The organism is Pseudoalteromonas sp. Ps84H-4 (assembly GCF_024124645.1).
Classification (GTDB): domain Bacteria; phylum Pseudomonadota; class Gammaproteobacteria; order Enterobacterales; family Alteromonadaceae; genus Pseudoalteromonas; species Pseudoalteromonas lipolytica_C.
In genome coordinates, this window is the sequence record NZ_JAMXSK010000018.1 from 1 (window position 1) to 21,491 (window position 21,491).

18 protein-coding genes are annotated in these 21,491 nt (G+C 41.5%); 7 read left to right on the forward strand and 11 right to left on the reverse strand.

Annotation, left to right across the window (positions count from 1 at the left end; genetic code table 11):
• Window positions 1-149 precede the first annotated feature (149 nt).
• Entirely contained in the window at window positions 150-494 is a 345-nt protein-coding gene (locus tag NH454_RS15185) for an Hpt domain-containing protein (protein WP_063704624.1), read from the reverse strand.
• Window positions 495-623: 129 nt separating this feature from the next.
• On the opposite strand from NH454_RS15185, the gene NH454_RS15190 reads away from it, so the two are divergent.
• Both NH454_RS15190 and NH454_RS15195 read left to right on the forward strand, forming a co-directional pair.
• On the forward strand, window positions 624-1,223 hold the full coding sequence (locus NH454_RS15190) for a tRNA-uridine aminocarboxypropyltransferase (RefSeq protein ID WP_253039524.1): 600 nt from the start codon (window positions 624-626) through the stop codon (window positions 1,221-1,223).
• The gene (locus NH454_RS15195) at window positions 1,223-1,999 is read left to right on the forward strand and encodes a CLCA_X family protein (RefSeq protein ID WP_253039526.1); all 777 of its coding nucleotides are present in this window, start codon (window positions 1,223-1,225) and stop codon (window positions 1,997-1,999) included. The genes NH454_RS15190 and NH454_RS15195 overlap by 1 nt, the downstream gene beginning before the upstream one ends.
• Here NH454_RS15195 and NH454_RS15200 read toward each other — a convergent pair.
• Both NH454_RS15200 and dcd read right to left on the reverse strand, forming a co-directional pair.
• Entirely contained in the window at window positions 1,965-4,460 is a 2,496-nt protein-coding gene (locus tag NH454_RS15200; RefSeq protein WP_253039528.1) for an EAL domain-containing protein, read from the reverse strand. The two genes, NH454_RS15195 and NH454_RS15200, sit on opposite strands and share 35 nt — an antisense overlap.
• Before the next feature lie 133 nt (window positions 4,461-4,593).
• Entirely contained in the window at window positions 4,594-5,181 is a 588-nt protein-coding gene (gene dcd, locus NH454_RS15205) for a dCTP deaminase (RefSeq protein ID WP_063704618.1), read from the reverse strand.
• Between the two features lie 281 nt (window positions 5,182-5,462).
• Here dcd and NH454_RS15210 point away from each other — a divergent pair, with 281 nt between their 5' ends.
• Entirely contained in the window at window positions 5,463-5,789 is a 327-nt protein-coding gene (locus NH454_RS15210) for a hypothetical protein (RefSeq protein WP_063704615.1), read from the forward strand.
• A 92-nt stretch (window positions 5,790-5,881) separates the two neighbouring features.
• Here NH454_RS15210 and NH454_RS15215 read toward each other — a convergent pair whose 3' ends face one another.
• The 3 genes from NH454_RS15215 to apbC form a co-directional block, all read right to left on the reverse strand.
• Window positions 5,882-8,830 carry a TonB-dependent receptor gene (locus tag NH454_RS15215; RefSeq protein ID WP_253039530.1) on the reverse strand — a complete coding sequence of 983 codons (2,949 nt, stop codon included), beginning with the start codon at window positions 8,828-8,830 and terminating at the stop codon, window positions 5,882-5,884.
• A 76-nt stretch (window positions 8,831-8,906) separates the two neighbouring features.
• The gene (locus NH454_RS15220; protein WP_253039532.1) at window positions 8,907-11,549 is read right to left on the reverse strand and encodes a glycoside hydrolase family 16 protein; all 2,643 of its coding nucleotides are present in this window, start codon (window positions 11,547-11,549) and stop codon (window positions 8,907-8,909) included.
• A 310-nt stretch (window positions 11,550-11,859) separates the two neighbouring features.
• Window positions 11,860-12,939: an iron-sulfur cluster carrier protein ApbC gene (gene apbC / locus NH454_RS15225; RefSeq protein WP_253039534.1), complete on the reverse strand. Its 1,080-nt coding sequence runs from the start codon at window positions 12,937-12,939 to the stop codon at window positions 11,860-11,862.
• 178 nt (window positions 12,940-13,117) lie between these two features.
• On the opposite strand from apbC, the gene metG reads away from it, so the two are divergent.
• A complete protein-coding gene (gene metG / locus NH454_RS15230) occupies window positions 13,118-15,142 on the forward strand; it encodes a methionine--tRNA ligase (RefSeq protein ID WP_253039536.1) in 2,025 nt (674 codons plus the stop codon).
• 62 nt (window positions 15,143-15,204) lie between these two features.
• On the opposite strand, the gene lepB is transcribed toward metG, so the two are convergent.
• The gene (gene lepB, locus NH454_RS15235) at window positions 15,205-15,864 is read right to left on the reverse strand and encodes a signal peptidase I (protein WP_138557359.1); all 660 of its coding nucleotides are present in this window, start codon (window positions 15,862-15,864) and stop codon (window positions 15,205-15,207) included.
• A 185-nt stretch (window positions 15,865-16,049) separates the two neighbouring features.
• Here lepB and NH454_RS15240 point away from each other — a divergent pair, with 185 nt between their 5' ends.
• Together NH454_RS15240 and NH454_RS15245 are read left to right on the forward strand one after the other, a co-directional pair.
• Window positions 16,050-16,508 carry a hypothetical protein gene (locus NH454_RS15240; RefSeq protein WP_253039538.1) on the forward strand — a complete coding sequence of 153 codons (459 nt, stop codon included), beginning with the start codon at window positions 16,050-16,052 and terminating at the stop codon, window positions 16,506-16,508.
• Window positions 16,509-16,715 carry a helix-turn-helix transcriptional regulator gene (locus NH454_RS15245; RefSeq protein WP_054552938.1) on the forward strand — a complete coding sequence of 69 codons (207 nt, stop codon included), beginning with the start codon at window positions 16,509-16,511 and terminating at the stop codon, window positions 16,713-16,715. It begins immediately after the preceding gene.
• Between the two features lie 58 nt (window positions 16,716-16,773).
• Here NH454_RS15245 and NH454_RS15250 read toward each other — a convergent pair whose 3' ends face one another.
• From NH454_RS15250 to aceK, 4 genes are read right to left on the reverse strand one after another with little or no spacing between them, the layout of a single operon-like run.
• Window positions 16,774-17,034, reverse strand: coding sequence for a DUF2999 family protein (locus NH454_RS15250; RefSeq protein WP_054561248.1), 261 nt, complete (start codon window positions 17,032-17,034; stop codon window positions 16,774-16,776).
• Between the two features lie 53 nt (window positions 17,035-17,087).
• Complete coding sequence (locus NH454_RS15255; RefSeq protein ID WP_253039540.1) at window positions 17,088-18,050, reverse strand: zinc-binding dehydrogenase; 963 nt, start codon at window positions 18,048-18,050, stop codon at window positions 17,088-17,090.
• A gap of 8 nt (window positions 18,051-18,058) precedes the next feature.
• The gene (locus tag NH454_RS15260) at window positions 18,059-18,451 is read right to left on the reverse strand and encodes a hypothetical protein (protein ID WP_253039542.1); all 393 of its coding nucleotides are present in this window, start codon (window positions 18,449-18,451) and stop codon (window positions 18,059-18,061) included.
• Window positions 18,452-18,503: 52 nt separating this feature from the next.
• Window positions 18,504-20,333 (reverse strand): bifunctional isocitrate dehydrogenase kinase/phosphatase, encoded by a 1,830-nt coding sequence (gene aceK, locus NH454_RS15265; protein ID WP_253039544.1) that lies wholly within the window; start codon window positions 20,331-20,333, stop codon window positions 18,504-18,506.
• Window positions 20,334-20,438: 105 nt separating this feature from the next.
• On the opposite strand from aceK, the gene NH454_RS15270 reads away from it, so the two are divergent.
• Window positions 20,439-21,386, forward strand: coding sequence for a LysR family transcriptional regulator (locus NH454_RS15270; protein WP_253039546.1), 948 nt, complete (start codon window positions 20,439-20,441; stop codon window positions 21,384-21,386).
• The last annotated feature ends 105 nt before the right edge of the window (window positions 21,387-21,491 follow it).

The window sequence follows — 21,491 nt, forward strand, 5'->3', positions numbered from 1 at the left end:
CGATCAACTGCTTGTAACTCATGGTATCTACTCTTGTTTTTTGGCGATTACAGAGTACCACCAACAGGCAGTTGATCTCTTCTCACCGTTTAACCATGAGTGGTGCACTTATTATCTGAATTCGGGATAACTGAAATAAATTCAAGTTTTTAGCGGCCAGCAAGCCATACTTGTAATTTTTCGACTGAACCTGAAACTTGTTCATCAAGGGTTTGTGATTTTTCTTGTGCTGTTGCGACATCGCCTTGGTTCAAAGTCAGTTCAATTTCTTGCGCAAGTGCTGATAAACTCATGGCACCAAATTGGGCGGCATTTGATTTTAAACTGTGTGCATGCCTTGCTGCTGCTTCATTATCTGAACCAAGATTTGCAAGTACTTCAGATCCTAAACGCTGAAATTCACTGCAACAAAAGGTTAAGGTGTCGGCAAATTGGTCACCTAAAAGTGATTCCATTCCTTCAAGTGCACTCTCATCAATTGTGATTGTCGTCATCTTTATCCCTTAATTAAAAACGTAATTATATAAATCGCAACTTTAGCGGTTCATAGCCAAAAAGCAAACCTGCTTTGCGAGTTAAGCTCATGTATACTAGGCATAGTTTTGATTTACACCTGAGTTTGTATGGCTAGAGAATTGTGCTCACATTGTGGCTTTTCAGTTAAAACCTGTTTATGTGATTCAATAAGCATAATCAATAATAAACTAAAAATCATTATATTACGCCACCCTAGTGAGGAAAAAGTTACTAAGAACACCGCTAATTTGCTGAATTTAGGCTTAGAAAATTGCCAGATCTTTGCTGGTGAGTCAGAACAAGACTTTTTACAGCTTGCAACATTCCCAAAAGCAACAACCGCGGTACTTTATCCTGCTGATGATGCATTATGCTTAGATGAGCACACAGCCACTTCAAATGCTTTCAAACAGTCTTTGAGCCATTTAATCGTGATTGATGGTACGTGGAAAAAAGCTTACAAAATATTGCAATTAACTCCTAGCCTTCAAGGCTTTCAAGCTGTGAGTTTTAAACAACTACCCCAAAACAAATACGTCATTCGTAAAGCACCACGCGCAGATAGTTTATCTACTTTAGAAGCTGTTGCTCATAGCCTAAAACTGATTGAAGGCCTTGATGTAACACCGCTATACAGATTATTAGCGGCACTGGTCGATAAGCAAACCCAACATATGCCAGATGATGTTAAGGCGCGCTATTTATAATGCGTGTATCAAAACGACTTAGCGCAGGTTTTCATCGTCAAGGTCCAGATTACCGCTTTGATGATCAAGTTGATTTTGACGATATTCGCGACACCTTTGGTTTTCGTACCATGGTGGTTGGCAATTGGGTTAATAAGCAAGAGCGGCTTTTAGCAGCAAATTTAATTTACGATGCCTTAGCTGATCTTGCACAAATTCTGACTTTGCCACCAACAGCGATTGGCCTTAGGGGTAAGCTTAATTTTGCCTTTGGTCATGGTGGCCAAAAAGGTGTGCAGGCTCATTACAATGCCCACAGCCAAACTCTTGCGCTAGCTAAAAATGCTGGCGGTGGCGCTCTCGCCCACGAATGGTTTCATGCGTTTGATCACCATATTTGTCAGCATTTATTTAAGAGCAGAAAGAGCATGCAATTTTGCTCAGCGCTGTGGCTCGAACAGTCACCAAATTTAAGCCATCCACTAAATCAGCGTTTAAATGAATTTTACCATCAGGTTTTTTTAGATACCTCAGGTGCAAATCCAAATGAGTTCGTTAAGCAATCTATCGCTTTTGATAAGCAGGTAAAACAACTATATATGAGTATGCCTGAGGAGCTAGCTGCCCGCTGTTTTGAAAAGTGCATTACCATGCACCCTGATATAAAAAATAGCTTTTTAGTGAGTGGGTTATCGACAAGTGGCTTAATCTACCCAGATGACCAGCATACAATGCGCTGCTTTTCTGCACTGCTGAATTACTTTAATCAATTAGGTTTGCTGTTGCATCAAGGCTAATTTCAACTTTCTGCACATCGCTTATCCAAGCTAAGTAGTCATCTGCACAAAGCGGTTTTGAAAAATAATACCCTTGTCCAAACTGGCAGCCATAACTTTGCAGCATTGCTAAGCTTTGTTCGTCTTCAATACCCTCAGCAACCACCTGCGCGCCCAGAGTGGCAGCAATGTCGCAGGTTGCTCGACAGATACTCTGATCATTTACTGAAAACGGCAGATTTAACACAAATTGCTTATCTATTTTCACTTCGTCAAAGCCAAGTTGACTTAAATAAGCAAGTGAAGAATAGCCAGTACCAAAATCATCAATCGCGAGTTTTAAGCCAATTAAACGGTAGTCATCAAGTGTGGCTTTAATCTTTTTACTTTCTTCCAAAGTGGCTGATTCAGTCAGCTCTAACATCACGGATTCGGCACGCACTTTTTGCTCATTTAAAATGGTGATTAACAGCACAGGTAGGTCTTTATTTAATAGATCTTTTGCTGAAATATTAATAGAAATAACGTGATCGGGTATCAGTTTGCAAAACTTCGCTTGCCACTGGATACCATTTTCAACCACCCACTCTGTAAGCTGATTGATCACCCCTGCTGATTCTGCAATTGGAATAAATACATCAGGGCTCACCGCACCAAATACAGGATGATGCCATCGCAGCAATGCTTCACAGCCCACTACTTTTCCGGTTTTCAAACAAATCTGTGGCTGAAAATGTAAGCTTAACTGGTTTTCATCTATCGCCATTTTAAGCGCTGCAGCAATGGATAACCTTTGTTCAGAAAGCCGCGCACTCTCTGAGTCGAACATGCGCCAACGCTCACCTTGTAGGCGCTTTTCGGTCATTGCTTGTATTGCACATTGCAATATTTGCTTTGCGGTATTGCCATGCATCGGGTAATAAGCAACACCAATATCAACACTATCGACTAAGTTAATATCTTCATGGGTGAGCCCTTCTTCAAAGACCCCATGGATCAAACATGCAAACTGCTCTATATGACTGAGCTCTAATTCGCCAATAACTAAGCAACCAAATGTACTGTCATCAACGTGAGCAAGCCATGCGCTCCTGCTGGCTTGAATTTCAAGCTTTAATGCATTCATGGTCTGTAGCTGAGTATTTAAGATACTTAACCTTTCATTTATACAAATATTGGCTTGCTCAAAACCAAATGTAGAACGCGCGTTTGAAAGTACATGAGGTTTAAATAACAAAACTGAAAAGTGTTGTTTCTGCGATACTTTCTTCACCATTTGCGCGAGTAAAAATTGCTTATTTGGCAGTTTAGTGTCTGCATCATGCAGCATAGAATAACTAAATGCTGAAATTTGCTGACGATCTTTTAACAACAGCACAGAACATATCGCCAGTGATGTGATAAGCAAAATGGTGTTGTGAACTCCATGATAACCAATACCAAAGCCATTCCAAATAAATAGACTAAATACCTGAGTCACAATTGTCAGAAGCATAAAACAACGAAGATGAGTGCGGCTATTTTTACGCTGCATTAAACGCAAAAATACAGCAGCTGCAAAACTTAAGAACCCGATGCATGAAACTATAAATAACCATTGGCGATTAAATTGAGGCAGTAGTGATGACAACACGGCTGCACTGAGTAAACAAACCATCATAGCTTGCCACGCTTTTTTAAAGCGAGGTTTATAGGTATGGATTGCTAGAAAGTGATATAAAAAGTAGCTCGCAAAACATAATGCAAACTCATTAACGGGCCATTTTGCTTCCCAATCTAAACCATTAACGAGATAGTTTATTAACCCGTTATCAATCAAAAATCCGATACAAACCAACACGAAGTACGCATTCAGCACCAAGTATTTTGGTTGCTGCGATACAAAAAAATAAACAGCGCACACAAACATACATAAAATTAAGACGCCTAAGATTGCGCCATAGCTTAATATGATTTGATGGAGGTTTATTTCGAACGCTTTTGCAGCAACAACCCCAACTTCTAAAGTCAGTGCCCTATCGTGCTCAAAGTTAACCAATGCCCAGCGATGTCCTTGACTATGCTCTATTAACCAATGTGGTCGCACATTTGATAAGTTTTCGAGTGAGGCGAGCCGCTGATCATCAGTCGCCTGATAACTTTCATCTAACAGATAGAACTTTGCCCAGGTTAAGTTAGGCTCACCAAGATAGACAACGTAATTTTTATTGTCGGGTAGTTGGAATAAATCGATTATTAACCAGTGGGATGTTTGCGGGGCAAGACGAATGGAACTGCTTTCGAGTGCATTCAGCTGTTTAGCATTTTGTAGTGATTCTTGCAGGGTTCCACTTAATTTGGCAAGTGGCTCGGGGGAGTCAAGCAGCCAAACCGAGGCATTATCACTGGCAGCAAAAGTGCTAACGCTGTGTAAAAATACACAACACATTATTATGGGCAGCGTTCTAACAACCCGATGGATGTGCTTGCCAATAAAATGCATTTTAGCTCCGTGCTTTAAACACCAGCTAAAAGTATGGGAGGAATACGCTTAAATTGCCAATTATGCAGGATTTAATTAGGTAAAAAGTTCAGTAACAAAATGTTATGTGGCCCGAAAGCCACACAAACTCTAATTATTTATTATCATCACTGATACGACTTGCAACCGCCGTATTTTGATCTTTATATTTTGCGTCTTTACGCGTGTTATACGGATTTTCTGCAGGACTTGTCATGGTTTCAAAGCTCATGGCACCAATTTTCATCATTGGGCGAAGCGCCAATGGCAATTTACCTGAGTTATAAAACTCTAACACGATATTACCAGACCAGCCTGGATCAATACGATGTGCTGTAACATGTACCATCAAACCAAGGCGAGCTAACGATGAACGACCGTCTAACCAACCAACAATATCTGCTGGTAATGTGACTTTTTCATGGGTAATTGCCAGTGCCAGTTCACCTGGGTGCAGGAAAAATGCTTCTTCATCAGCAAGCACAATTTCGTCACTCATGATTGATTCCATCGCCTTATTTAACTGATCTTTTGGACCACTTAAGTCAACATAGGCTGCGGTATGATCTTGGAAAACTCGAAACTTGTTGCCCAAACGCAAGTCTACCGTCACACCTGAAATCATTTCTTTACTCGGTGTTGGCTCAATAACAATGCGGCCTTCGTCAATATACTGCTGAATATGGGTATCTGATAATCTCATTTATTATTCTACCTAATACAACTTAAACATATGATTTTAAGTTGAAAAAACACGCTAAGCTTTAAACTAAACACACCAAAAATCGAGTGTGGTTCAGCAAAGCCAAATGGGGTGGCTATAGTGTGCCATATATTACACAAATCATCAGCGTGTTGCGCGAATAATTCTCAACTAAATAAGATAAGCCATCTCAGGTAATAAGATCAGCTCTTTCTGATTTATCTGAAGTACTGAGTTTTGTTTTAATGCCCCGATTATAAGGAGAATGAGGATAAGTTGTTATGGATTACGTCATTTTATCCGTAATAACATTGCCAGCATGCGTTGCCGCTATTTTAATTGCCAAACATTACGCTAAAAAGCATGATTTATGGCATGGCTTTCTCGTTTTTATCGGTTCATTACTATTAACTAGCTGGTCGGTGGTTGGCTTAGTTGCAAACGAAACGTTCTTTTTCCCACTGCCTTCATTACTCACTATTGTCTTTTACTTCTATTGTTTTGGTGAAACCGATATTGTGTTTATGCCTAATTTATTAATTAATCCTGGCATTGCCTTTTTTTGCTATTTTTCGAGTTACTTCTTTTATCGCAAGAAACCTTTCTAAACCCGTGTTATTAATTGTCACTTTTTGAAAATCACGTTTTTAATAAAAAAAGCCGCTCATTGAGCGGCTTTTGTTCCTTTGGGGATCACATATTAAAAGCTATAACGGGCACCGATTGTGTAACGCGGTCCGTACTGGCGAGCAAATAAGAACTGCTCTTCGTAACGACCGTAGCCACGCTCAGTTTCGTTGTTAAGGTTTATACCTTCAAAGAAAACGGTCATGTTTTCGTTAATGTCGTAGTTAACGCTTAAGTCCCATTGACCGTAGGTATCGCCAAATTGTGGCGGCGCATCAGATGAGCCTTGCGATTGACCTACACCTATTAAGTACGAATCACGCCATGCGTAAGTTACTTTTACTGATAAGCCATCTTTATCATAGAAGGCTTGGAAGTTCGCTGAATCACTTAAGCCAGATAAAGGAGCTTGCTGAGTTAAACTTGCTACATCAAATTCAACATCACCATCAACAAACGTGGCATTAACCCCTAAGCCAAAGCCGCTTTCACCAAACAAGTGTTGTACAGCAACTTCAAAGCCATCAACTGATTTACTATCTGTATTTTGTGGCTGAGAAATATTCCAAACCATCAATGGATCAGAACTCGTTGGCTCAATGGCACCATCCGCATTACCATAACCTAATGCCAACATTTCATTGAAAACAGCGTCACTCGTAGCCTGCTCGCCACGCGCTTCAACAGATGCAACAGCTTCAAGGTAACGTGGACCATTTAAGATATCGTATAAACCATCAATGGTTGTTTCAGTGATTTGCGTTTGAATAAAGTTATCTACGTCTTTTTTGAAGTAGCCGACCGATGCATAGCTGCCTTCACCGTAGTAGTACTCAAGCGATAAATCGAGGTTTGTTGATTCAAATGGCAACAAATTAGTATTACCTTGGCTACCTGTCCGAGCACCCGGTTTAGGGCTACCCGTTAAGCTACGGCCACCAGCCAAATTACCCAGCGGCGCACGTGCCATGGTTTTACCCCACGAAACACGACCAACTAACTCGTCTGTAATTTCAACTTTTACGTCAATGTTCGGCAACCAAATATCGTAGTTACCTTCTTCTTGATAAAAGTTATCTGTGCCACCAGTTTCGTACTGCATGATCCACTCAGAGGCACTTACCCAGTTCACTTGGCTTTCAACACGTTGACGAACCGTACTGGTTACATCAGTATCTTCGTAGCGAAGACCTGCATTAATTTGGACAAAGTAATTTGCAACTTCAAATTCCCATAAACTGTTCACATAGAAGCTTTGCGTTTTTTCTTCTACGTAGCTTTCACTGTCGATACCATCATAGAAAGGGTCAATTGAATATTGGTTATCGCCCAATAAGTCTTCATTTAAATAAGCAAGTTGACGCGCTAACGCTTCTTCAAAGCTATAGGTGTAGTAATAATTAGGCTCAAGCGCACTACCACCACCAGAGAACTGATCTAACATGTCGCCAGTATCATTATAAGTGAACATGCCGTCTGGGAAGATTTCAGTGAATGATGGGTTAAAGCCCGGACCACCACGCAGACCACTCCAAGCGGTAAAACCACCCATCGTTTGCTTGGTGTGAGCCGCACCAAATTTCACTTTAACAAGCGGAATTTCAAAGCGCTCATTAAACCACGTTGTGTGAAGCTGAGCTTGCTCTACTTTAGACTCACCTGGTGAGTAGCTAAACTGGCTGAAGTTTGAATCAATTTCACTTGGATCAAGTACCGTTGTGCCATTATTCCAATTAACATATGCATGCGGGATTTCACCAGTACGATAGTCATACACCTTGCTACGGAGTTGGTCAGAACCAAGAATGATCTGGCCGTCAGAACCTAAACCGTCATCTGCACCATTGTCTGTTTCATTCTTCGAATCGTGATAATCGAACTCAACTTCCCACGCATCGTTGATTTGCCACTCTAAATTTAAACCAATTGAGCGTGCTTTTACTTCTGTAGTGCCACGGCTTGCAGTAAATGAACCATCGTTACCACTAATATCGGCATAAAGTGCAGTACCATTTTCATCTAGCTCATAGCTATTAATGTTGCTGCCAAACTCATTCCAAATACCCCAACCTGTTGTTTCAACGCCTGTAATTGCACGGCTTGCCGTGTAATCAACCGTTGCAGTGAAGTTTTCAACTGGTGCATATTGTAAAGTCACTTGGCCGTTAGTACGCTCACGTTCAACATCAGCAATGCTGTAGTTCATATCTTTTGGAAAGAAATGGTTACCAACACGGTTGCCTTCACTATCTACTGGACGTGGGTCAATGTAGTCACCTTCATCTAATGATGGTAAATCTACATTCGCTTGCCAGCCTTGAATGTTTGCGCTTTGTTGTTGGAAATCACGCTCTTGATGTGAGAATGAAACGGCAAAGCCAACTGAATTATCAACATATGTATTACTGTACATCGCTGAGAATTCAGGAGTTACATCATCCCCTTTTTCATTTGACGAGTCGTGAATAGCCTTAATAGACGAACTAAATTTTTCACCTGGGCTATTTAAAGGGCGAGTCGTTATAATGTTTACTGTTGCCCCAAGACCACCACTTGGTACATCTGCTTGACCTGATTTTGCAACTTCAAGTGCACTTACACCGTCAGCGGCGATATTTTCAAGGGCGTAAGAACGTGTATAACCAGTACCCGGCATTTGACGGCCGTTAAGCATTACCAGGTTAAACTCAGGGCCAAAACCACGCACTGTGATTTCGCTGCCTTCGCCGTTTGAACGACTAACAGATACACCGGTAATACGTTGCAGTGACTCGGCTAAGTTAGTATCTGGGAATTTACCCATTTCTTCTGCCGAAATCGCATCAACTACACCTGTAGCATCGCGTTTCATATCCATGGCGCGGATCAAACTGCCACGAATACCTTTTACTTCAATAATTTCTATTTCTTTGTCAGCTTGCTCATCTTGCGCGTAAGCCATCGGCATAGTGCCAAACCCTGCGGTTAAGATCATCGCCACTGAAGCTGCAAGAGGCGTTTTAATAAATTTTGTGCTTTTCATGATTTACCTGCTTTTGCAATTTGTTGCCATGGTATGTAGGTGCCAGTTTGGCACCCACCATTGTTGCCAGTGTTAATTAAGGATTCGCAATGACTGCATTATCGATACGGTAAACCGCACCTTCACCCATGCCCCATGAAGGGAACACCATAACAACGTCGATTGCACTAATATCAAGGCCTGCACTTAGTAAATCGGCAAGTGTATATGTGTATGTTTGCCATTCACCAACCACTGGCTCGACACCTTCTTGGCTTGCACTTAGTGGAAGCTCCACAGCTTGCCCTGCATCGTTTGATTCGATTTTAAATAACCACTGCGCATCTTGGTTACTTGCGTTTGAAACGATTTTCATTTCAAAACGAACTACACCTTGAGATAACATGTGTGATGCATCAAAACTCACGCCATCTGCTGCTAAGAAACCCATTACAGTTGGTTGAGCACCAATTTGAAACTCAGCAACTGAGCCGTGAGCTTCGTCGTCTGTTTCTACCGTTGGTGTACTACCAGCACAACAATCCCAAATGCTCCATTGGTCTGCTACGCTATCTGCAAATAAAGTGAGATCTGATTGCGGCTGCGGTGCATAAATACGTGCATTATCTATGCGGTACACAGCACCCTCACCTTGACCCCAAGCAGGGAAAATCATGATGACATCGATAGCACTCACATCTAAACCAGCTTGTAGTAGTGTGCTTACAGGGAATGTGTAGGTTTGCCACTCACCCGCAACCGGATCAACACCTTCAGTACTTGTATTAAGGTTAACTTCAACCGCTGTTGCCCCTTCATTTGACTCTACCTTTAACATCCATGGTGCATCAGGAGTTGATGGTAGCGATGTTATTTTCATCTCAAATTGCAACATACCGTCATCAACAAGCGAAGTCGCATCAAATTGAGTACCACTACCACCTGATGAGGTGCGGTTAATAAAGCCCATTACTGTTGGCGTTGCACCAATAGAAAACTCAGCAGTTACACCATGCTCTTCGTCATCAACTACTTCAATAGGTGTTGAGCCCGCACAGCAATCCCACAGAGGCCAGTCTAGGTTAGTCTCATCAGTGAACAGTGTTAGTGAAGGTAATGTTGTTGAACCACCGTTAGTGATTTCAACATTATCAACACGGTAAACAGCGCCTTCACCTTGACCCCATGCTGGGAAAATCATTACAACATCAATCAAAGATACATTTAAGCCTGCGTCAGCTAATGTTTGTAATGGGAAGGTATATGTTTGCCACTCACCAGCTACAGGACTAACACCTTCAGTGCTAGCACTTAGGTTTAGCTCAACAGCTGTCGCGCCTTCATCACTTTCAATTTTGAAAAGCCAAGGTGCATCAGGAGTAGAAGGTAATGAAGTCACTTGCATATCAAAACGCACATAACCGTCTTCTAGCATAGCGCTTGCGTCATAAGGAGTGGCTTGGCCGTTTTCATCGGTAATAAATGCATCACGGCTAATGAAACCATTTACCGTTGGTGATGCACCCACAACAAATTCAACAACATCACCGCGCTCAGCATCTTCAACAAGTGCAGGAGTTGAACCACCACAACAATCCCATGCTGGCCAGTTAGGGTTAAAGCTGCTATCAAAAATAGTAAGCGGCGTTACTGTACCATCACTAGGTGGTGTAGGTGCAGGAGCTTTACCTTGTACTAGTGCATCTTCTAAATTATCGTAACCAGGGCGAACTGTTTCACAGCCTTTGCCTGTATCTGGGTCTTGTGCACATTCGTAAACACGAACATAGTCAACTTCAAAAGTTTGACCATTTTCAAATGCACTTGCATCAATGCCCGTTGCATTAACGTTTTCTGGCCAGTCACCGCCTACAGCAAAGTTTAAGATTAAATAAAACTCTTGGTCATAAGGAGATGCATCCCAGAAAGTTGTTAACTCACCGGTTGTTTGATCAAAGTACTCTGTGTACCAACCTTTGTGTTTAAGTGCCAGAGCTTCGCCTTTAGCATTGTAAAGTAACTCTGATTTGCGCTGTGTTGCATATAGATAGTCGTCTACATACCAACGAATTTCACCTTCTTGCCATTCAATTGCATAGGTATGAAAATCATCCGCTGGGTTAGTGCCTTGATCAAATGTATAAGCCTTACCGCTTTGATCATTATTCGGCCACTCTTTACCATAGTGAAGCGTACCGTAGATATTTGACTCAACACCGTCATCTGTTGGGACTTTCAAGTTAACCGACTCAACGATATCAATTTCACCAGAGCGTGGCCAACCACCATACACTTCATCTGTTGGCATCATCCAAAATGCAGGCCATGAGCCTTGACCACTTGGAAGTTTGGCACGGACTTCGAAGCGTCCATATTTAAAATCAGCTTTGTAACGTGTGTTAATGCGCGCAGAGGTATAAGGTTTTGCAGCACCCTCTTCTGCAGGTAATGCAACGATATTTAGAATACCATCAGCTACGAATGCATTTTCTTCACTGTCGGTATAACATTGCTTTTCATTGTTACCACCGCCAGCGCAATCTATTTCAAAATTCCATTTGCCCTCATCAATGGAATCGCCATCAAAGTTGTCTTCCCATACCACAACCCAATCTGAAACGGGCTCACTTGGGTCAATGGTATCGATTTTTGTGTCTGTGGCAGAGCCACCGCAGCCTGCTAACGTCGCCACAGATAGTGCCATAGCGAGTTGCGTTAAGTGTGTTTTTATTTTGTTCATTGCATTGAACCCTAACATTCTGTGTTTGTTAGTTTACAGCTGATATTAATAGCAAATATTAGTTTCAGCCAATTTGTAAGCGCTTACAATTGAGGTCAAATAAAAAAGAACAAAAATGTAAGCGCTTACATAGAGTATGACAAGGTTACTAAAACGTCAATAAATTATTAACAAATAAACCGAGTTTATTCCTAAATTTATCAATCATGCTTCAGTAATGCGTAAATACAGGAGGATGCCAAATAAAATAAGATTATTTCATTAAAAACTAATGCAAAATACACACTAATTAATGACTAAATTTCAATAATTAGTCTTCTGTAATAACAATATCTACTTTGCTGGTCTGGGCTTGTTGATAATATAAACTACTGGCAAGGACCCGAGCTGCCGTTTTATAAGTACAGCTTATTTCAGCCGCACTATCCTGCGCTATCAGATCACCTTGCTCTGAGCTCTCACGAATTTCAATTGCCAATGGGATATTAGCCAGCACAGGCACACCATGGCGATGAGCCAATGTTACAGCGCCATCTTTGCCAAAAACATGGTTTGGTTGTCCACAATGGCCACATAAAAAGTAACTCATGTTTTCAATTAAGCCAAGCACGGGGACGTTCACTTTATTGAACATAGCAATGCCCTTTTGCGCATCGGCTAAGGCTAAATCTTGAGGAGTGGTAATGATAACCGCACCACTAGCAGGCACTTTTTGGCTCATGGTCAATTGAATGTCACCCGTGCCTGGTGGCATATCAACGATTAGATAATCAAGCTCTCCCCAAGCAGTTTCGTTCATTAATTGATTAAGTGCTCCTGATGCCATAGGACCACGCCAAACGGTTGCATCATCACTTGGTACTAAAAAGCCAATCGACTGCGCTTTGAGGTTATGTGCCTCAAAAGGAAGTAAGTTTTTATTATCCTCTGTTTTAGGCTCAGCCCCTTGTAGACCCAATAGCAGAGGAATAGACGGACCATAAATATCGGCATCTAAAATACCAACCTGTGCCCCCTCTTGCTGTAAAGCCGAAGCAAGATTCACTGCCGTCGTTGATTTTCCTACTCCACCTTTGCCTGACGCAACGAGTACAATATGTTTTATTTGCTTAAAACTGTGTACGTTCGGTAACTTGACCTGAGCTGTAATTGACACAGGCACAGATAGTTTATCACTGACAAACTTTTCAATTTCGTTGATTTCGCCACAGCCAGCAAAAGGTAGGCTTAATTTGACTTGCCAGCTTTTATCGCTGTTTTGATTTAGCTCTTCGAGCCAGTCTTGCTCAATGCCAATAGCAAATGCGCTACTACGATAGGCGGCTAAGGCAGCAATGATAGGCGCTTTTTCAGCCGATTTACTTGAGAATAGTTTTGACAGTCCAAACATAGCAATAAATTAGCGTTTCTTTGATGAAAAGTGCTGCGGAATTATGTAACATTCAAGGCATTAAAACCAGACAATTAGATAATATCATTGCTTTAGCTTGTATATAAACAACTGGCAATGGATTAAATAATGATATTCGTGCATGTTTGCATCGAACTAATCTCAATTCGGAATGATTATGGCACAGCGAAAGATCCTGATTACTAGCGCATTACCTTATGCCAATGGCCCGACTCACTTAGGTCATTTACTAGAATATATCCAAACTGATATTTGGGCGCGTTTCCAAAAACAACAAGGTCATGAAACCTACTACGTTTGCGCGGATGATGCTCACGGCACACCAATTATGCTTAATGCGCAAAAGCAAGGGATCACGCCAGAAGAGATGGTTAAAAACGTCAGTGTTGAACGTCAACGTGACTTTGCTGATTTCAATATTGAGTTTGATAATTATCACAGCACGCACAGTGAAGAAAACCGTCACTTTAGCGAGCTAATCTACAACCGTTTAAATGAAGCAGGTCACATTAAAAAGCATACTATTTCTCAACTTTTCGACCCAGAGAAAGGTATCTTCTTACCAGATCGCTTTGTAACAGGCACTTGCCCAACGTGTAAGTCTGAAGATCAAAACGGCGACAGCTGTGATTCTTGTGGTGCTACATACAGCCCAACTGAACTTATCAACCCACGCTCTGTAATGTCGGGCGCTGAGCCAATCTTAAAAGATTCTGAGCATTACTTCTTCGACCTTCCTGCTTTTGAAGACATGCTTAAAGAGTGGTTACACTCAGGTACGATTCAACAAGAAATGGCGAACAAGCTTGATGAATGGTTTGCTGATGGCTTACAGCAGTGGGATATCAGCCGTGATGCACCTTACTTCGGTTTTGAAATCCCTGGCGCACCGGGTAAATATTTCTATGTATGGTTAGATGCGCCAATTGGCTACATGGCGAGCTTTAAAAACCTGTGCGACAAAAAAGGGATTGATTTTGATGCATTCTGGCGCGAAGACTCAGATGCAGAGCTTTACCACTTCATTGGTAAAGACATTATCTATTTCCACAGCCTATTCTGGCCGGCAATGTTAGACGGCGCAAAATTCAGAAAACCTACTAACGTTTTTGCACACGGTTTTGTGACTGTAAATGGCGCGAAGATGTCTAAATCAAAAGGCACCTTTGTAAAAGCACGTACTTATCTTGATAACCTAGATCCTGAGTATCTTCGTTATTACTACGCCGCAAAACTAAACAACGGCATCACTGACCTTGATTTAAACCTTGAAGACTTTGCACTGCGTGTAAACTCAGACTTAGTAGGTAAAGTGGTTAATATCGCAAGCCGCTGTGCAAGTTTCATCACGAAGAAGTTTGATGGCAAGCTTAGCGACACCGTAATGGACGAAGCGCTATTAGGTGAGTTCCAAGCAGCTTCTGCAAGCATCGCAAATCACTATGAAAACCGTGATTACAGCCGTGCAATTCGTGAAATCATGGCCCTTGCTGATAAAGCAAACCAATTCATTGATGCTAAAGCGCCGTGGGTGTTAATTAAAGACGAAACAAAAGAACAAGAAGCACACGATGTTTGCTCACTTGGTTTGAATATGTTCCGTGTACTTATCACTTACTTAAAACCTGTTCTGCCAGGTATGGCAGCAAACGTTGAAGCCTTCTTAAACGACGGTTTAACATGGCAAGGCGCGCAAACAGCGCTTGTTGGTCACGCAATCAATAAATTCAAACCGTTAATGCAACGTGTTGAAATGGATAAAGTAAACAAAATGATTGAAGAATCAAAAGAAAGCCTAGTTGCTGAAAAAGACAAGATTGATCCAAACAGCCCACTAGCTAAAGAGCCAATCAGCCCTGAAATCGAATTTGACGACTTTGCTAAAGTTGATTTACGTGTAGCGAAAATTGCTAAAGCAGAACATGTTGAAGGGGCAGATAAGTTATTAAAACTAACTTTAGATTTAGGTGGCGAAACGCGCCAAGTATTTGCAGGTATTAAATCTGCGTATGCACCAGAAGACATCGAAGGCAAGCTAACGGTTATGGTAGCGAACCTTAAGCCTCGTAAGATGCGTTTTGGTATGTCTGAGGGCATGGTATTAGCAGCAGGCCCTGGCGGTAAAGAAATTTATATTCTTAACCCAGATGAAGGCTCAGAGCCTGGTATGCGTGTAATGTAATTACACAATTACTAGCTTATAAAAGAACCGTTGTGTCTAGGCACAACGGTTTTTTTGTTTAGCTAAGGTGCTAAGTATAAATCATGCAAAACCCGCTCTTTTCGAGGTAAGTAATAATCATCATAATCGAGTGATACAAGCACTCTTTTAGCTTTACCTAATAACTCACTGCGAGGCACTAAGCCAATTACTCGCGAGTCTGCACTATTATCGCGGTTATCACCCATCGCTAAATACATGTCCTTGGGGATAACGACAGGGGCAAAATGCTGCATCACCGAAGGCGTTTTTGATACTTGAATAGCGTGCTGAACACCAGCAAGGTTTTCAATAAGTGTCTGCTGCTGTTGCTCATCATTATCTAGTTCGTAATCAAGCGCTTTGCCGTTAATGATCAATTTATTATCTACTAATGTCACTGTATCACCCGGCACGCCAACGACACGCTTTATTAAGCGATTATTTGCAGCTTTAGAGTCAAATACAATGATATCACCGGCTTTTGGCTCATCTGTGCGCATTAGCGAAATATGACTAAATGGCACACGCAGATCATAAGCCATTTTATCTGTTAAAATTCGATCCCCTTCAACGATGGTCGGGTTCATTGAACCTGTTGGCACTTCATACCAATCAGCCACCGCACTTCTAAAAACACTCATCAAGCAGATAAATAAAATCAAAGAGCGGTTATTTTTCCATACTTTCAAAAGCCAGTTCATATTCGTTCCTTATTTGTTGTTTGTTTTCATAAGAGCCACTGCGGTTCGAATTAGTTCTTAATTAAATGTAACGAAATACGTCAATGATAAAAATATCATACATGATGTCAAAATTATTTGACACCACAAGTAATGAGTAGTTTACTTAACATCAAGTCAAATATTTTTTACATTGGATAATAACGATGAGCTACAAAGAAATGACAATTTGGGGCACCTTAGTGGTAACCATTGGCCTGTTAAGCTATTACCTGTTAGGGATTAATTCACTTCAAGCTGCAGGTGAGCTTAACCAAGATACCATGGTGTCTTATTTGTATAAGGTTGTTGTAGTAGCGGTGATCTTAGAGATCATTATGCAATCTGTGCTTGCGGGTATTAAACACAAAGAAGCAGACTTAGGAGATGATGAGCGCGATAAGCTTATTGAGCTAAAAAGCACCAAACTTGGTCATTGGTTTTGCTCTGCAATTATTTTAATGTGTGTATTTTTAACAACGCAAATTGAGCGTGTGTCTGGGCGTATGCTGTTACCTGAGGTCTCTGATCTATATAATATTATGCACTTTCTTATTATTGGTTTTTTAGTGAGTGAAATTATTACTATTACTAGCAAAGCGTATTTATATCGAAGAGACAGCTAAATGACAAAACAGCTCAGTAATACCATTCGAGAACTTCGATTTCATCACAATGAAATGACGCAACAAGCATTAGCAGAGGCTGTTGGTGTTTCAAGGCAAACCATTGTAGCGATTGAAAAAGGTAAATATTCCCCCTCTCTTGAGGTGGCTTTTAAGATTGCACAGTTGTTTGATAAAAAACTGGACGACGTGTTTTCGTATCAATAATACTAACAAAAAAGGTTAGCCAAATAGCTAACCTTTTTTCAATTCGAATCATTCAATTTTATGACTGCTGATTTTTGAACTGCGCTTTGGCTTGTTCAACTTCATCATCACTGATGCCAACTGATTCAGCCGCTTCTTTTATAAGATGTGGCTGAGTCATCACTAATGCCATCAGTTGCTGAAGCTTCTCTGGTGGAATACCTAACTGTTGAACCAAACCCATTGCCATCATTGGGTTTTCCATAAACGCTTGGAACAACTCACGCACTTTTTCGTCACTGACATTGTGCTCTTTGAGCATTGCAATAATTGGGTTCATACTAACCTTTACTTTTAACTACTAATAAAACCAATAATATGGGCAAATTGCTGTTATTCAACTAACAGAACCACTTTTCCCGAATTTTCGTTGTTATCTAAAATGCGGTGCGCCTCATTTGCCTCTTGCCAATTTAAGGTTTTATAGATATTGCAATCGAACAACCCTTTAGCCAAATCATCATAAAAGCGCGATATAAACTGCTCTTTTAAATCGCGCTTAAATTCAATTGAACGGTTACGTAACGTTGATGCATGAAATGAAATCCGCTTACTAAGTAGCCTTGCAAAGTCAACCTCAGCAAAGCGTGCATCTAAAAATGCTAACATCACAATTTGGCAATCCATGGCTGCAACAGCAGCATTTTTATTTAAATAGCTTCCTGATACAGGATCAACAATGGTATTGGCCTGTAAATTATTGGCTTTAAAATATTCTACAAAGTCGGTGGTTTTATAATTGATAGTATGGTCTGCGCCAAGCTGTTTGGCATGCTCGCACTTTTCATCGCTGCCCGCGGTAATCACTACTTGAGCGCCTGCGCGCTTTGCCATTTGAATTGCCGCCCCACCGACACCACTGGCTCCCGCATGGATCAGTGCCGTTTGCCCTGCTTTAAGCTGACCAAATTGAAACAAAGCAGAAAAAGCCGTTAAGTATACTTCGCTGATAGCTGCGCCCTGTGCCATGCTCATTGCATCTGGTAAAGGCATCACTTGCGCAGCATCAACGGCCACATATTCACTATAAGCACCACCCGCACACAAGGCAAAAACGCGCTTATTAAGCAGGTCACCCGATACTGCACTACCTTGCTCAACAATGGTTCCGGCGCATTCTAAACCTAATATTTCACAGTCACCTTTGGGGGCTGGATATTTGCCCTGTCGCTGTAAACAATCTGCGCGATTAACGCCGATCGCCGCTACAGCAATAAGAACTTCGTTATCTTTTAGAGTTGGTTTATCTGTTTGCGCAAAATGTAACTGTGAGTCTTCGTGCTTAATATAACGCATATCACCTTCTATTTAATTCGTTGCCAGACCTCAGCTTCGACTAATTTGCCATTTTCATACAAGGTGTGGTGCCACAAGTCACCTTCTATTTTGTAATCAAATGCCATAGTCTTGCCAAGTAATGAAGGTACATTACCATAGGAAAAAGTTTCGATAAATTGCTGGTCTTGCAAAACATATTTGCCGCCACCAGCATAATGAAAGTTGCCTTGCTTTTGGGTGATATAGCTAAAATGACTGGGCGTAATCAGTTTAACAGAGGTAATTTCTGGTGCTTTTGCCGTCACATAGCCGTCATTGGTTGCATATTTGCCTTCAACAAATTGCCAGCTACCTAATAACGGATTGGCGCTTACCACAGACGAAATAAATAAACTCGATAATAACAGTGTGTTTTTCATAGTGCGTTCCTTAGCAATTTTTTAAATAGCATACGCTAACACTATGTTCCTATTAAACAGTTGTAGGATGAGATTTTTTCATTTGTGCTCTCATCGAAGAAAAACGCCAAGACTGTTTATAAGGATATACATCAAGCAATTGCCCATCGTTTATAGCCGCTTGGAGTTGCTGCCACATAGTAGCTGTAAATATATCTTGATGGGCTGCATTAAAGTGCTCAAACGCCCGCTTATTGGCGCTAAAAAAGATTTTAAACTGGCTCGGAAATACGTCGTTTTCGGCAATATCGAAGTAGCTCTCGCTACTGAGTTCATCCAATGAATCCTCTGTTTTTGGCAGCTCTCTAAATTGACACTCTGTCAAAGGGCAAATTTCATCGTAGTCATAGAACACCACTCTTCCCCAACGTGTAACACCAAAGTTTTTCATCAGCATATCACCGGGAAATATATTAGCCCCCGCGAGCTCTTTTATTGCCTTACCGTAATCAACCATAACTTGCTGCAGTTTTCGCTCATCACAGTCGTTGATGTACAAATTAAGCGGTGTCATTTTGCGCTCTACATACACATGGCGCAAAATAAGTGCATTTCCCGAAATCACTAAACTATCGCCAATTTGCTGCTGCATTGTTTGTATGAGCTCTTCACTAAACCGGCTCAAATCGAACGCTAAATAGCGAAATTCATGGGTATCGACTAGCCGGCCAACTCGGTCGGCTTGTTTAACAAAGTCGTATTTAGCCATCACCTGCTGTTTGGTAGCCGTTTTTGGTGCGCTAAATTTATCTTTAATGACCTTGTACACATAATCTGAGCCTGGGGTGGTAAATACCAGCATCACCATGCCTGGCGTACCCGGCGCAAGTGTGTATTTATCGTCAACAGGACTATTACGGGTGGTATCAACTTTGTAGCGATAGAACTCGGTTTTCGCGTGTTTGATAAAGCCTATGGCATTAAACAACTCAAAGCGTTGTTTATGAGGCATTAAAACACTGAGGTAATCAACGTATCGGGCGGGTTGGTCAGTATCGACCATAAAATATGTACGCGCAAAGCCAAACAACAAGCTGAGTTGATCAGCTCCCATCATCACAGCATCAATGTGCAGACCTTTTTCACTGTTTAATAGCGCAATCGCAAATGGCATGTTATCGCCGTTTTTAGCAATACAGCGACCTATGATGTAACAGGCTTTATTCCTAAAAAACAATGAATTAGCGTATTCAATATAGCCATCGTTAAGAGCAAGCAGCTCATAAACTTGTGGGCATTGCTGTTTTGCTCCGTCAATCAAGGTGCGCTGTAACATGGCAACATCATCAGCAAAGTTAGCGTATTGTGAGCGAAACACATGACGTTTTATCAAGCTGCTGATCGCAGTTTCAAAGCCATTTTGCAGGGAAATACGGCTAACCAATGAATCAAAGGGCCTTGGCCCCAATTGATAGCGCGCTTTTAGTACAAACAAGTGCACATTGCGGATTTTTCGAGAGTCCCAAATTGCACCGAAGGTTGAATTAAAAAACGTATGAGCAATGGGCTGATTTTCGTGGCTTTGCACCATCTCTGCGTATATTTGTTTGGCTAATAGCCAAAGCGCAGGGTCGTCCACTTCACTATAAGCAATAATTTTTACCGCTTGGCTTACCTTTTTGACTTGCCCCTCGTAAACCTGCAATCGCGATTTCATAGCCCCTTGAACTTGATGCCACTGGCGCTGTTCAAAGCGACTTTGCGCACCGAGGGTAATATTTAAAAATTCTGCAAACATAGCCTCAAAGCCAGCATACACCGCACGGGCAAGCTTAGTCGCTACGACCTGATTTAACTGTTCGCTGTGTGATTTAACAGCCAAATGTGAACTCTGCTGTGGCATTATTTTTATCGCTTATGCTGATTATTTTAGTCGCCTTGTTTACACACAATAGCAAGCACGCTTTAATTTAGGTAATTAATAAAGATAATAAATAAGATTGATCAAATGAATATTAGGCACGTCGACCTCAACCTATTGGTGTATTTAAATGTCCTCATTGATGAACAAAGTGTGTCTAAAGCCGCCAATAAACTGGCTTTAACTCAACCTGCAATGAGTAACGCCCTTAAGCGTTTGCGTGATTTGTTTGATGATCCATTATTAGTGAGAGCCGCAGGCACAATGACGCCAACCGCAAAAGCACTCAGCCTCAAACCTGAAATAGAATCACTGTTAAAAATGGCCGAAGAAATTACTCAGCCAAGTGAGGTCTTCGACCCGAGCACCGCGAATATTACGTTTCGGATCATGGCAAACGACTACCTTGAATCAACGCTTATAGCGCCATTTATTACCCAGCAGCTAGCAAAAAATCCGGGGCTTAATTTTGATATTTTGAGCCCAAGCGATGTTAACCTTCAGGATATGGAAAAAGGCACCATCGACCTTGCCATTAACCGCTTTAACGGCCTACCCCGCTCATTCCACCAAGCCAGTGTGTGGCGCGACAATTACTGCTGCTTAACACACCCAGACAATCCCTACTTACAACAGCAGAACCTTGAAGGCTATCTGGCACAAGAGCATATTTGGGTGAATCGGGCTGGTTGGGGCGTAGAAGCGGCCGTGACGAATAAATCAGGCAGTCAAAAACTCGGCTGGGTCGATGAGGCCTTATGGCAATTAGAACAAACCCGCAATATTCGTGTATTCACCCGCCATTACATGGTGGCAAGCTTGCTGTGCCAATCACCAAAACTTATCGCCACACTCCCTCGCCGCCAAGCCATGTTACTAGCAAAACACACTGATTTGGTGATAAGTCCAGTGCCATTTCAAATAGTTCCTATTGAAGTGAAAATGTTATGGAGCCCTTTGTTACATCACGCAAACCCGCACCAGTGGCTGCGCAGAGAGCTACTTGCCTTTGCCGGTACGGTGGCTGATCGCTAAAAACAACATAATATTGATAAAATCAATATCAGTTATTGAAAACAACAATTTCATAAATAATGAGTGAAGGGCTAGAGTGAAGTTAAGCACATAAACAAAGAGAAA